The organism is Fibrobacter succinogenes (genome assembly GCF_902779965.1).
In the GTDB taxonomy this organism is placed as follows: domain Bacteria; phylum Fibrobacterota; class Fibrobacteria; order Fibrobacterales; family Fibrobacteraceae; genus Fibrobacter; species Fibrobacter succinogenes_F.
Window position 1 is genome coordinate 75,267 of the sequence record NZ_CACZDK010000003.1, and the last position, 12,831, is coordinate 88,097.

The 12,831-nt window shown below is 43.9% G+C and carries 12 protein-coding genes; 6 read left to right on the forward strand and 6 right to left on the reverse strand.

Features of this window, described 5'->3' with window-relative positions; genetic code table 11:
- Nucleotides 1-79: 79 nt before the first annotated feature.
- The 4 genes from HUF13_RS01960 to HUF13_RS01975 form a co-directional block, all read right to left on the reverse strand.
- Complete coding sequence (locus HUF13_RS01960; RefSeq protein WP_173473572.1) at nucleotides 80-2,353, reverse strand: caspase family protein; 2,274 nt, start codon at nucleotides 2,351-2,353, stop codon at nucleotides 80-82.
- Nucleotides 2,353-3,201 (reverse strand): hypothetical protein, encoded by an 849-nt coding sequence (locus HUF13_RS01965; protein ID WP_173473573.1) that lies wholly within the window; start codon nucleotides 3,199-3,201, stop codon nucleotides 2,353-2,355. The genes HUF13_RS01960 and HUF13_RS01965 overlap by 1 nt, the downstream gene beginning before the upstream one ends.
- Complete coding sequence (locus HUF13_RS01970; RefSeq protein ID WP_173473574.1) at nucleotides 3,198-3,701, reverse strand: RNA polymerase sigma factor; 504 nt, start codon at nucleotides 3,699-3,701, stop codon at nucleotides 3,198-3,200. Before HUF13_RS01970 ends, HUF13_RS01965 begins: the two co-directional genes overlap by 4 nt.
- Nucleotides 3,702-4,715: 1,014 nt before the next feature.
- A complete protein-coding gene (locus tag HUF13_RS01975; RefSeq protein WP_173473575.1) occupies nucleotides 4,716-5,189 on the reverse strand; it encodes a hypothetical protein in 474 nt (157 codons plus the stop codon).
- Between HUF13_RS01975 and HUF13_RS01980 the strand changes: the two genes are divergently transcribed.
- From HUF13_RS01980 to HUF13_RS01995, 4 genes are all read left to right on the forward strand, one after another.
- Nucleotides 5,182-6,441 carry a hypothetical protein gene (locus HUF13_RS01980; RefSeq protein WP_173473576.1) on the forward strand — a complete coding sequence of 420 codons (1,260 nt, stop codon included), beginning with the start codon at nucleotides 5,182-5,184 and terminating at the stop codon, nucleotides 6,439-6,441. The genes HUF13_RS01975 and HUF13_RS01980 overlap by 8 nt on opposite strands.
- Nucleotides 6,431-6,997 carry a hypothetical protein gene (locus HUF13_RS01985; protein ID WP_173473577.1) on the forward strand — a complete coding sequence of 189 codons (567 nt, stop codon included), beginning with the start codon at nucleotides 6,431-6,433 and terminating at the stop codon, nucleotides 6,995-6,997. The genes HUF13_RS01980 and HUF13_RS01985 overlap by 11 nt, the downstream gene beginning before the upstream one ends.
- Before the next feature lie 133 nt (nucleotides 6,998-7,130).
- Nucleotides 7,131-7,640: a hypothetical protein gene (locus HUF13_RS01990; protein WP_173473578.1), complete on the forward strand. Its 510-nt coding sequence runs from the start codon at nucleotides 7,131-7,133 to the stop codon at nucleotides 7,638-7,640.
- 4 nt (nucleotides 7,641-7,644) lie between these two features.
- On the forward strand, nucleotides 7,645-8,244 hold the full coding sequence (locus HUF13_RS01995) for a hypothetical protein (RefSeq protein ID WP_173473579.1): 600 nt from the start codon (nucleotides 7,645-7,647) through the stop codon (nucleotides 8,242-8,244).
- A 25-nt stretch (nucleotides 8,245-8,269) separates the two neighbouring features.
- Here the strand turns inward: HUF13_RS01995 and HUF13_RS02000 are convergent, their stop codons facing one another.
- Nucleotides 8,270-8,980 (reverse strand): nitroreductase family protein, encoded by a 711-nt coding sequence (locus HUF13_RS02000; protein ID WP_173473580.1) that lies wholly within the window; start codon nucleotides 8,978-8,980, stop codon nucleotides 8,270-8,272.
- Between the two features lie 117 nt (nucleotides 8,981-9,097).
- Between HUF13_RS02000 and pepT the strand changes: the two genes are divergently transcribed.
- Both pepT and HUF13_RS02010 read left to right on the forward strand, forming a co-directional pair.
- Complete coding sequence (gene pepT, locus HUF13_RS02005; RefSeq protein WP_173473581.1) at nucleotides 9,098-10,390, forward strand: peptidase T; 1,293 nt, start codon at nucleotides 9,098-9,100, stop codon at nucleotides 10,388-10,390.
- A 162-nt stretch (nucleotides 10,391-10,552) separates the two neighbouring features.
- On the forward strand, nucleotides 10,553-11,308 hold the full coding sequence (locus HUF13_RS02010) for a fibrobacter succinogenes major paralogous domain-containing protein (protein WP_173388181.1): 756 nt from the start codon (nucleotides 10,553-10,555) through the stop codon (nucleotides 11,306-11,308).
- A gap of 210 nt (nucleotides 11,309-11,518) precedes the next feature.
- Here HUF13_RS02010 and HUF13_RS17545 read toward each other — a convergent pair whose 3' ends face one another.
- Nucleotides 11,519-12,421, reverse strand: coding sequence for a TolB family protein (locus HUF13_RS17545; RefSeq protein ID WP_369697071.1), 903 nt, complete (start codon nucleotides 12,419-12,421; stop codon nucleotides 11,519-11,521).
- Nucleotides 12,422-12,831 lie beyond the last annotated feature (410 nt).

Sequence of the window (12,831 nt, forward strand, 5' to 3'; positions counted from 1 at the left end):
ATCCAGTAAAAATCATGCACTGGATTCCCGAATTTGTATTATATAGACCTTAATGGCGCTAAGCAAACTTTTGTACTTCTTAGAATCTACCGAAGGTAAGCCCAGCGTAGAATCCTGGCCACCAGCGGCCTTTATGGCTCTTGTAGCTCACGTCATCGTGGTAATCGCCCAGCGGCTTGAGGAAAAGCTTGTTCAAATAGCCTTCACTCGTCAAGTTCAGCGTACCGCCCACCGAGAGACCAAAGCCCGGAACAACCTGATAAACATAGCCTACGCGACCGCGATGGTGGTATCCAAACTTACAATCGCCTTCATCCACGCCAAATTTATCGTAAACGTTGAAGAAGGTGTATTCCAATTCCCAATGGCTACCGTACTTTCCGAACTGGGTGCCAACACCCACACCGTGTTCATAGAACTTTTCGAATTCCTTAAAGATGTGGCCTTTCTTGAAGAATGCCGCCCATTCAATGTTGGTATAGAAATAAGCCGTACCCAAATGAAGGGATCCACCGAGCGCCCCCATTTCGTTGATGTAGGGAGTCGCACTCCACACGCCGTTTCCGACAATGTTAATGATGCCGATCGGGGACTTTTCGCAATGCGCACAGATATTGACAATACCCCACTGGCGGCCCTTTTCATTCGTAGCATAGTTGACAACGCCTACCTGCAAAAGTTCGTTGACATGAGTCGCGTTCACACCAGCAGCCACCTGAACACTAGATTTAGTCGCATAGTTGACACCTGCAACCACCTGCGTTTTTGTTGTTTGAGCAACATTCACGCCAGCCGTCACTTGCAAATCCGTAGTTTTCGCATAGTTGACACCCGCAGAGACCTGCAAACCATCAAGCGTGTCAACCGCCACGTTCACGATACCAATCTGCGCCCCCGAAGACTTTTCCTTCGCAACGTTCACAGCCGAGCTCACTTGCGCACCATCAAACGAGCCTGCATAGTTTGCCACAGAGGAAAGTTGAGCGCCTTCAAAATGATCCTTAGCCAAATTCACAATCGTCGTTGCCTGCAAGCCATGCATTTCTTTTTGGGCAATGTTAGCAATCAAGCTCACTTGCGTACCCAACATGTAATCCTTCGTACGAGCGACGAACAAGCCCAACTGCAAGCCCTTACGCGGATCGCTATCCGTATTCACGAAGTTAAACGTCGTACGGAACTTACCGTTATGATCCAGGGAATCAAGCGAGCAAGCAATCGTATCGCCGCCTGGACAACTTCTATTGCCGCCAATTTCGCCACGGAACACCGTCTGTTCGGCCATAACACTCTTGAAATTGCCAATGGAAAGCTTTTCGCGTTTGCCGTTCGAAAGCACAACCGTAGCTCCCATGTAATCCATATTCTGCTGCAGGTTCACCGTGTAATTCCCTGCAGGGAGCCCAAGGCTCATAGCATGTCCTTGTTTTTTGTTGAGTTCAGCCACGAGTTCACCAGCATTATCGCGAATGTACAGGCGTCCATATACACTTTCATCCAAGTCAAGCCCGGCACTTGTTGCACGCAAATCGGTCATCACCACGTCACCCGTACCGGCAAGATTCATGTCGCGGCTCGGATGCTGTGCGCCGCCCAGCGTTGTTTCCGTTTTCTGGAGCGTTTCGTTAAATGCAAACTGGTATGCTTCAGACAAAGTTACCTTGCCATCGCTACTCAAGTCACCAGCACCACGGAGCCCACTCACGAGGGAATGTGTAAAGAACGATCCCTTGAGTTTATCGCTTTCCTGGCTTGATTCATCTTGCGTGCTGCTTGTAATGAATGCATAACCCTTCATGTCACTGCTCTGGTCCACCATGAACGCAGGCACCGCCTTACCGCCCTTCACGCGGGTAATCGCGCCAGAACCACAAGCATCAATCACTGCAATTTTCACATCCGCCGAGAGTGCGTCAATGCGATTACGCAAATCCTTCCAAGCATAAGTTTCTTCGCCCAAGCGGAGGCCCTTTTCATCGGCATGGCCGCTGTAATAAACAAGCACTTCGTCGCGGCCGTTAGACGCCTTGTCTTGCAAAATCTTTGCATCCAGTTTAGAAAGTTCCTTCTGCAAAGCATTAACAGACGGTTCCTTCACAAGAATCACATTCTGCGGCAACACGCCACCCATTTCCTTGAGCACTTTTGCAAAAGAGCGAGCATCACTTTCTGCATAACGCAACATCGGGCGACCCTTACCACCATTATTTGCACTCACCGCAACCACATAACGGTTAATACGCCCAGATTCTGTCGCTGCATTGGCATTAGAAGCCAACAAAAGCAAAACAAAAAACAGCGCAAAAGACAAACCAGACAACACCCCAAAAGTCTTATTCGAAATCATAAACATTATTTACCCGCCTTTTTGAGAGTAAAACCAATCACCTTCACGTCGCTTCTTTTAAGCAACTTATCAACATCACTTTCTTCAACAGTAAATTCCTTTGGCGATGTCACAAAGAAGAACTTTTCAAAGTAAGGCGCATCGTCCAATTTGTATGCAAACGGGAGCGAATTCATTTTGCCGGGAGCAAGTTCAACAGCCTTTTCGCCATTGCCCATGTGGAGAGTCAACGCGCCATTTCCGTCCATGCTAAAAAGGAGACCAAAGCATTTTTCTGGAACGGAATAGCGCAATTGAATTTCATCACCTTCGCCAACAGAATCAAGATCGTTCAGTTGGACAATTCCCGCCGGAGTCTTTTTCCAAACTTCCATGCGGGCGTCCATGCCCTTGATTCGCGTATCCGACTGCGTTTCAGCAAGAGCGACCTGCGTGTTTTGCGGGCCACCAACAGCAGCAACATCGCTACCCACGCGTTCGTTCATCACGGAAGTTTCGCGCTGAGCCATAAACGCCACCAAAGCAACCGCCAATACGAATACCGCAGCGGCCGCAAATTTCATGATACTAAAGCGCGGCGCATTTTTTTCGGCATTTCCGGCATTTTCCTTTGCGGTGCCAAGATTCGCGGCCACCGCAGTTTCTGTCACAGTTCCTGCATCCACCGCATCAATTTTTGCAGCCAGCATTTCGAACGGCAACTTGTTCAAAATCGCCTTATTGTCTTCGCGGAGCATTTTCACGCGCTGAGCAAGCATTGCATCAGCCGCTTCGAGCTTGCGAATTTCATTCATTTCTTCTTCCGGCAAATCGCCAGTCAGGAATCGTTCTAATTTCCAATCGGGAATCATCACTTTACCTCCAGAGTTTTAACTTTGGCCTGTAAACCGCGCAAACGCTTACGCACACCGCTTACCGACAAGCCCACTTCGTGGGCAGTCTCTTCGAGCGTCATACCATCGACAAAATGCAAAACCGCCATGGTTCGGCTCGATTCTGGTTCCTTCGAAAAGAGCTTTGCCAGCTTGCTTTTCGCTTCGTAATCATCCTGTTCATCTTCGGCACAGGCGATGTTCAAAAGCAGACTAGAAGAATCCACATCCAATCCACGACGGCGCTTGTCGCGAATACGGTTCAGGCAAAGCCGGGTTGCCGTATTCCACAAAAGACTGCTAGGCGACTGCATATCCAAACGATCCGTTGCAGAATAAATCCGCAAGAAAACGTCTTGCATGAGGTCGCTAGCCTCCGCATCGTCGCGAAGAAGTTGCAGGCAACGCCTATAGACCATAGGCGCGAACTTCTCGTAAATCTTCGCAAAATCTGCTTTTTTTAAGGTTTCTAGGCTTTTCACGTTTATGTAACACCAGTGGAAGTCAAAAGTGTTACCGCAAAAATAAAAAAATTTAAGTCTAATCAGTCATTCCCGCGACGGCCCATCTTTTTTTAACAATGTCATTCCCGCCCCCGAGCGGGAATCTCCTTTTTTTTCAAAATCAAGAGGGTTTTATTATGATTTTTTTCATCAAACAAAAAAATTCAACTCAAGAAATACATAAAAACGTAAGCTTTTTCTTAAAATTTTTTTTATTTTCATTGACAGACAAATTACCAAATTATATTATCAGAAACAAACAAATATGGCAATCGGTATTTTTATGAAGAAAATTATCTGTTTCATGTATATTTTAGCGATTACAACCTGTTTTGCTGAAATAACATTGACTACAGAAATGGATCAAAAGAATTGCAATTTTGCAGTTCAAGTAAAAGAAGACAGCAACACCCTGTTTTCCGAAACAATGCATATTTCTGGACAATTTGGAAGATCTGCTTGTTTTGATTCGTGGATTGAAGCCTGCTTAATAAATCAAAAAGATGCAGCTTTTATTAATGGAATGAAAGAAAATCGTTCTAAGAGTTTTACAAATTCAAAGGGACAAATATGTTTCTTCGACAACTTAAGCCTTTCTACAGGAAATATGGGTTGTTTTACCTCAAGGCCAGATCATGTCTACGGTGTCAACGCAAAAGTCAGCTGCGTAGACACAACATCGACTCCATTGTACTGCGCTAAAAACGAAAAACTCGCCAAACAGGTATTATTGGTAAAACAGGAACTTGAATGCAAAGAAAAAGATGGAGTATTCCAAGGGGATGTTTATGCCTTCGAACAAGAAGACGGATCAACAGAATACTGCATTTCTGCATCATGTGACATTTGCGGTTCAGAATGGTTTGAAGAATATGTAAATCAAAGAAAACAATCCGAATGCTGTGAAAAATTAGGCAAAGAACCGAATCAAGGCAATGGAATGTGCGAAAGTCCTTTGCCACCAAGCTCAAGTGAAATCGGAGTTTCTTATTCTCAAATAAAAAATTTTCCAGGTTGCTCAAATATAACAGCAGGCGAAGGGGATAAATTCTGCAAAGTACAGCAATCATCTTCTAGTTCTGAAAAATCTTCTTCGTCACAAGGATCCAGTTCGTCATCTGACCAAAGTTCATCAAGCGAGAACTCATCTAGCTCAAGTGAAAGCAGTTCCAGCAGCATGGATAAATCGAGCTCCTCGTCTGCTGAATCTTCGAGTTCAAAAGAATCCTCATCTTCTGCAGAGTCTTCGAGTTCTGAAGAGTCTTCGTCTTCTGCAGAATCTTCAAGTTCAGAGGAATCTTCGTCTTCAGTCGAATCTTCAAGTTCTGAAGAATCTTCGTCTTCTGCAGAGTCTTCAAGTTCGGATGAATCTTCGTCTTCTGCAGAATCATCTAGTTCCGAAAATTCATCATCTTCTGCTAAATCCTCTAGTTCTGAAAGCTCATCAAGCGAAACAGGATTGTGCAAAACACTCCCTGTAGACAAAATTCCATACAATGCTAAATCAGCTTGCTTCAAAAATAACGGACACTGCTATAAGTGTAAAGCAGGCATCAACGAAAGCGATTGTCAGAACAGTTGGTCATGGCAAAATCCAAACACCCCTGTCAACACATACCACTGGTTTAACGAAGTCAATTGTGCCACTGGAGAAAAAACAGACCAGGGAATCGGTGTATGTCCAGCACAGCCTCTAGACGCAATTCCAAGCGATTTGTCAAACGCATGCTTCGCCATGGACGGGAAATGCTATAAATGCAAAGACCCGTCTCCATACGGCGGATGCGCACAGTCTTGGATTTGGACACAAAAGCTTTACTACGCGGAACCATACTATCTTGAAGAAGTAGATTGCTATGATCCGTTTGAAATACACAGCAAGCAATGTCCAGACGGAAACGCTTTAATGAAAAGAGCCTCGGATTATGAATATGCGGAAAACGCAAGTGATGATAGATACAACATTGATTTCACAAACAACATAAAATACTATAACATTTTAGGACGAAAAACATCAAGGGCTAACTCTGTCAAACAGGTCCTTTATAGAAAAAGTACTGATAATTTTTATAAAAAATCGGCGGACCAGCTGCAGCAGACTATCGAGAATATTTTTGAAAAAATAAATCAAGGATATAATAAAAGGGGGCTTTTTAAACGAAATGATTGTGGGCTCCTTGGTGGTGATTATGGAATAATTGAACCGGATGGCTCAAGAACAGGAGGAATTACATGCCCTGATGCTGAGCCTCGATTTAGTAAGCCTAAAGTGTTAAAATCAAAGTTTTTAGAAGAAACATGCATTATAAAAGATTGTGAGTACAAGAAGGTTTGGGTGAAAGTCGGAACAACGTTACAGATGACACTTATTAGTATAAAGGACACAGTCGTGGAAATAGGTTTTGTTTTTCCTGATGGCTATGTAACGACAAAGGAAGACCATGAAGCGGTAAAAAAACATGAAAAAGGACATGTTAAAGATTTTGAATGTATTGCAAAAAAATTCCCTAAAGAAAAAAAATATATTGAGGTCGAAGTGGAGGCTTGCAATGAGGATAGCGTATTAAATGCAGCAATCAAGGAAAAGGTAAAGCCGTATCTAGAGGAAATGCAAAGTAATTTCGATAAACGGGCTGATGAGGCAACAAGGCGATATCACAAAACATATAGTTCTTTTGATTATCCCAAAGGTAAATATGAATGTCCAAGTGATTTATAAATTTTGCATCTTTATTGCTAGTGCGTTCGCACTTTGCAATGCCGCCGATTATCCAGATGAAAAATCTGATGATGATCCTATCTTTGCCGATTTTTGCTTTTACAAGGATTCTATCTCATGGCTTGAGGTGGATAGTGTTTATGTATTAACCTATTATAAAATGGAAAATGAATTTACGATTTCAATCAATTTTAAGAGTACTACAGATTTTTCTTTTTTTGGAGTAAGTCTGCCGGATTATGATAGAAATAAAATTATCATAAATCCTGTTCGAGGCACACAAGGAAGTGGCGCAGGATCTTATCGAGGTCGAAAATATTCAGATAATAGGACCGTAATACCTTATGATCTAATTGACTTTTATATACTTTCAAAAGACTCTTTGTTCGTAAAATCTCTTTTTGGTACAAAGAACCGATTAAAATGGGATTACCATCTTGAGATGGGTAAACAGAAACAAAAAATATCTGGAGACAACATCATTTATATTTCCGGTTTTTGCACTGAGAAGCAATTGAAAATAATCAGGAAGAGGAAAAAAAATAGCAGCAACTAAGTTCCCGCCTGCGATATTTTTAAACAAGAGTATGATTTAAACTGCTCTATTGAATTTAAGGGACTGTATATAGGTGAATGTGATTTCACAGAATTGATCGATAAATAAAAAGAGGAATTTCAAGGAAAGCAAGGTGAAAATATTTACACTCATTGTGATTTTATCTATGTCACAAATACTGACTCCGCTTTTATACGCGCAAAACCATACTTTTGATTTTTGCGTAAAAAATATTGATTCTGATAATGAATCTCGCTATACTTTGATGTCATTAAAGCATCAATCAATTCTGCCAGATTCTACTTGGCAAATTCCGAATACCGTAAAATGCGCTTGCAATGCCTGGTCAACAAATGTTCGTATAGCAACTCCAGGCTTAACTTCTGGAGGAATCAATTTTGCAACTTGCACTGTAATGGGGAATCCATCAAGTATTTCAACAACGAAAACATTACCAAATATTGAAATGCCAACCACAATTCTTTATTTTCCTGCCGGGACTTTTTCTGCAAGTATAAGAGATTACTTTCAAAAGGAGGTTAAAGGTTTCTGGAAAGCCTCTTTGTATTGTGGAGGAGGAAATGAAAAAATAGAATTCATCTACGAATTTAAGGCTCGTATTGTTGGAGAATGTAGTGAGTAAATAAATGATTCATAAAGTGATTTATAAAATTTGCATCATTATCGCATGTGCGTTCGCATTTTGCAATGCCGCCGATTATCCAGATGAAAAATCGGATGATGACCCAATCTTTTCCTATTTCTGCTTTTATAAGGATGTTGTTTCCTGGATAAAGAATGATAGCGTCTATGCTTTATCCTATTATGAAATGCAAAATGAATTTACGATTAGTGTCGATTATAAGAGTACGACAAGTTCATCCATATTCGGAGTAAATCTTCCGGATCTTGATCAAAAAAAAATACAGACCGATCTTGTGCGAGGAGTGCAAGGAGAAGGAGGTGGATTCTATCAAGGTCGAAAATATCCAAGAAATAGGGTCGTAAAGCCTTACGACTTAATCGATTTTTACATTCTCCAAAAAGATTCTTTGTATGTTAAAACTCTGTTTGGAACAACGAATCGACTGAAATGGGAATATCTCCTAGATATGGGAAAACAGAAACAAAAAATATCTGGAGATAACATCATTTACATTTCCGGTTTCTGCACCGAAGAACAACTGAAAGCGATAAGAGAAAGAAAAAAGAAGTGTCCTGATAAAAATAATAACTGTAAAAAATGAATAAAATGGCATAGAGGCGGTTTTATCAAGCGCCGTCAGAGCTTCGCAGGGTCTGCATGGACTTGCGGAAGATTTCCTTTCCGGCGCCAAGCTCAAAGAAATACTTGAAAATACCGAGATCGACCTTGGCAAACGGAGCAAAACGAGATTTCGCAAAAACGCGATCGTTCTCATCGACAGTAAACTTGGCCTTAAACTGATTCAGAGCCGAAGGCGCAAGCATCACGTAATCAATCCCCTTCTTGAACCAATCTGGAGCCGATTCATAATCTGGAGCAATGCGCGTTACAGGCTTCATGGGGTGTTGCACGCCCTGCGTTTCTCCATAACCAATGGCAATCACCATTTCCAGTTTTTCGCCATCATCAATTTCAATAGTCGGCGTTTTCTTGAACGTAAGCCCTACTACGCAAGTATTCAGCCCCAATGTTTGAGCCAAAAGCACCAGTTCCGCCGTTGCATACCCCGCGCGTTCTTCGAGCGTAGCCTCACAACCCGCCGTTGATTTTAGCCCGGCAACGGCAATATAATTTTTCACATTTCGAAAAGACCCGTAATGGGCTAAGCGGCCACTAAAAGCCACGTCATCATTCAAAATAAGCTGCATGTGAAGCGCAAAATTTTCGTTCAACCTTCTAATACGCGCCTGCAATTCCTCCACTTGCGCCTTGGTTAGCGGCTCAGGGCGATACTTACGTACAGAATGACGTGCAAAAACAGCTTCTTCTAAAGTCATTTTTTCTCCTTTATATACACCCAAAGTGTCCGCAACTACTAAAAAAAAGATAAATTATATAAGAACAAAGTGAATCAATTATTTTATTGATTTTTATTTTTAGGGGGCAGGTAAATCATGAAAGTCCAAGAACGCTTTTTAAAATACATCAGTTTCACCACCACCTCCGACGAGAACAGCCAATGCTGTCCTAGTACCAAACAGCAACTCGAACTTGCCAAATTCCTTGCCGAAGAACTCGAAGGCATCGGGCTTTCGCAGGTCAAAATGGACGAAAATGGCTATGTCTATGGGCTTTTGCCAGCAACCGCAGGCCGCGAAAACGATACTCCCATCGGGTTTATCAGCCACATGGACACCTCACCAGATTTTTCGGGAGTAAATCCGAAACCGCAAATTATCAAAGACTACGACGGTAGCGATGTTCTGCTCAAAGGTTCCGGCGCTATACTGAAAGTCGAAGACTTTCCTACGCTCAAATGGCTCAAGGGGCGCACGCTCATCACCACGGACGGCACGACACTCCTTGGCGCCGACGACAAGGCTGGCATTGCAGAAATCGTGACTGCGATGGAAGAGCTCGCCGACACCGACAGGCATGCCGAAAGCCGCGGCTACGAAAACCTTTCCGGCCATGGCGACATCTGGGTTTGCTTCACGCCAGACGAAGAAATCGGGCGCGGCGCCGACCGCTTGGATTTAGGCTATTTCAAGGCTAAATACGCCTACACGGTCGATGGAGGCTACGAAGGCGACATCGCTTACGAAAACTTCAACGCTGCAAGCGCTACATTCAAAATCCACGGCAAAGGGGTGCATCCCGGCGAAGCCAAGGGCATCATGAAAAATGCAGCTCTCATGGCCGCCGAAATCGCCATGGCGCTTCCTAAAAACGAAACCCCAGCCACCACCGAAGGTCACGAAGGTTTTTACCACCTCACCGACATCCAAGGCGATGTCAACGAAGCGACTCTCAATTACATCGTGCGCGATCACGACCAAGTGCGTTTCGAAGACCGCCAAAAATTCCTAAAGGAACTCGCCGAAAAATTCAACGAGCAATTCGGAGGCTCGCCTTTCGCAAATGCACAAGAAAACGAAAACCACGCAGGCGGTACCGTCGTCGAACTCGAACTTGAACATTCCTACAGCAACATGCTGCAAGTCATCGAGAAAAATCCAGCAGTCCTTGAACGAGCTCGCACGGCAATCGAATCGGTCGGAATTACAGCCGTAAGCGATCCCGTCCGCGGAGGCACCGACGGCGCAAAGCTCAGCTTTATGGGCCTCCCCTGCCCCAATCTTGGCACCGGCGGCTACGGCTACCACGGTCCCTTCGAGCACGTCACCGTCGAAGGCATGCAAACGGTCGTCAAAATCATCAAGAAAATTGCCGAAACTAGAGGATAATTCGTTTTACAGATTTTGTTAAAGTCGGACTTTTTATGGAAATTTTTCATAAAAAGTCACAAACATATTCATAACAACTTTGATTTTTCTTGATATAATTATATAAGTTAAACTTATCAGGTTGATCAAAAACAATTATACATTTAAGAATCGGAGGTCAATATGCATATTTCTTTTGTCATATTCATTGCAATTGTTATTGTCATCGTTGCCGTTGCCTCATTCTGTTTAGGGCGCCACATCTGTATAGCATCGAAGAATGGCTCACAAAAATCCAAGAACAGCATGCCGTTTGGAGCCTGCCTAACCAAGAACACAGCCAAATTCAAATACGGAACAATCAAGGATGCTCGTGATGGCGAAACTTACCGGACTATTCAAATCGGAAATCAAGTATGGATGGCAGAAAACCTGCGCTATAACGCAGAGAACAGTTACGCTCCAGATAACGACGAATCCAACGTGAAAAATTACGGACGCCTCTACACGTGGACCTCCGCACTCGACATTCCTACGGAATACACTGAGCAATCTCCGGCAAAAGACATCGAGATGTACAACAAGATAAAGGATAAGAATTACCAAGGCCTTGCGCCAAAAGGCTTCCACATTCCAAGCAAAAAAGAATGGGAAACTTTGCTCAGCAATCTAGAAGCAAAATCCGACGGCAAGGAACTGCGCAGCGCCTGTTTCTGGCAGAACCCCGGCGAAGATACTTTCGGATTTTTCGCACTTCCAGCCGGTTACCGATTCGACAACGGTAACTTCTGCCATTTCGGTAGGCGCGCCCGATTCTGGAGTAAGGACGAATACGGCAAGGCCAATGCATTCCGCTTGAGCCTTACAAACAATTCCGTTGACATCGAAGGCGTTTACAGATCCGATGCAATCTCGATACGCTGCGTGAAGAATGTGTAGGGGGGATGAGTTAATAGTTACTAGATAATAGTTATCAGTTACTAGAACTTTGTTAGCAGAACAACGTCGTTGCGCAAGCGCAAGACGATTTCGCCCCGACGGGATCCGAGCAACTTCATTCAACTATTGCAAAAATCCCTCGCGAAAAAATTCGCGAGGGATTTTTGTTTTAACGCTTATGTAAAAGCTCCATTACTATCGGGGAGTATTTTATTTGGATGGGTTGTCACCGTGAATGTAGCTTACAAAAGCGAAGCGTCTGCTATCGGGGGCCCAGGAATTGACATTAATTGTTCCTTGCCCACCGAAAAGTTTAAGGATTGTTTCGGGAACGGACCAAGAATCTGCGGGATTTGCGCGACGCATCAAACGCAGTTCCACGTTTTTATTTGGAACATGTTCACCAGGGCGCACATCCGTTTCCGTGTATGCGACCATCACGACCTTTTGACAGTCAGGAGAAATATGCGGGAACCACGTATTCCAATGCAAGTCATGGGTCATCTGCGTTTGTTCGGAGCCATCCGCCTTCATGCAGAAAGCCTGCATACGTCCCGAGCGTTCGGAATTAAACCAAATATATTCACCATTGCAATCGTACTCAGGGCCGTCATTCAATCCAAACGCAGTCGTAAGGCGAGTCTCGTTACCGCCCGCCGCAGAAATCGTGTAGATATCGTAACTTCCGTTTCGTTCTGCGCAATAGGCAAGAGTCTTGCCGTCCGGCGTAATGCCATGCAAGTAGCTTGGCGCAAGAGGCGTCACTAAGCGCGGTTCGCGGCCGTCAAAGTAAATCTTGTAAATACGCGAAAGCCCGTCTTCTTTTGTGTGGTGGCTCACGTAAATGCCGCTGCCATCAGGGTCAAGAACGTGGTCGTTATTGCAGTTGTCCACATAATGACTTTCAATTTCCGTCACCTCGCCCGTCGCGATTTCAAATTTGTAAATGCGTCCATTGCTGTTGTACGTAAGGAAAGTTCCATCGGCGCTCCAGTTTGGCGCTTCAATAACGCAATCAAACTCCTTGAGGATTTTCGCTTCACCAGTTTCAATATCAAAGACTTGCAAAATAGACTTGTCACCATTGCGGTTCCACGTTTCACCCGGAGAAATTTCAAATGTGTAGCTTACGCCAAACTGCTCACGAATTTTATCCATGAGCGTCATGAACTCCATCGTTTTTGCATGTGTCATTTCTGGGCGTTCCCAAACAATTTGTTTCGAGAGCGCGACGCCTATCGTCCCGCCATTCGAGATATCACAGCATTCGCAAGGTTTGCAAATTTCGTGCCGGAACTGAGCAGGATTTTCAATTGCCTCTTTGCAAGCGAGAACTTCGTATTCGTAGCAGTTGCAAAGGCGCGGCGGTTCAACAGTTTCAACTACATTCCCGGCATTATCAAGCAGTTCAAGCTTTACCATGTCATTCAAATTCTGTACACGGATTTGCCCCGCCGTTCCATAAATCACGCCCTCGTTATGCGTCGGCGAAACCATCGAAGTCTTGAGATACGCCTTTTGAC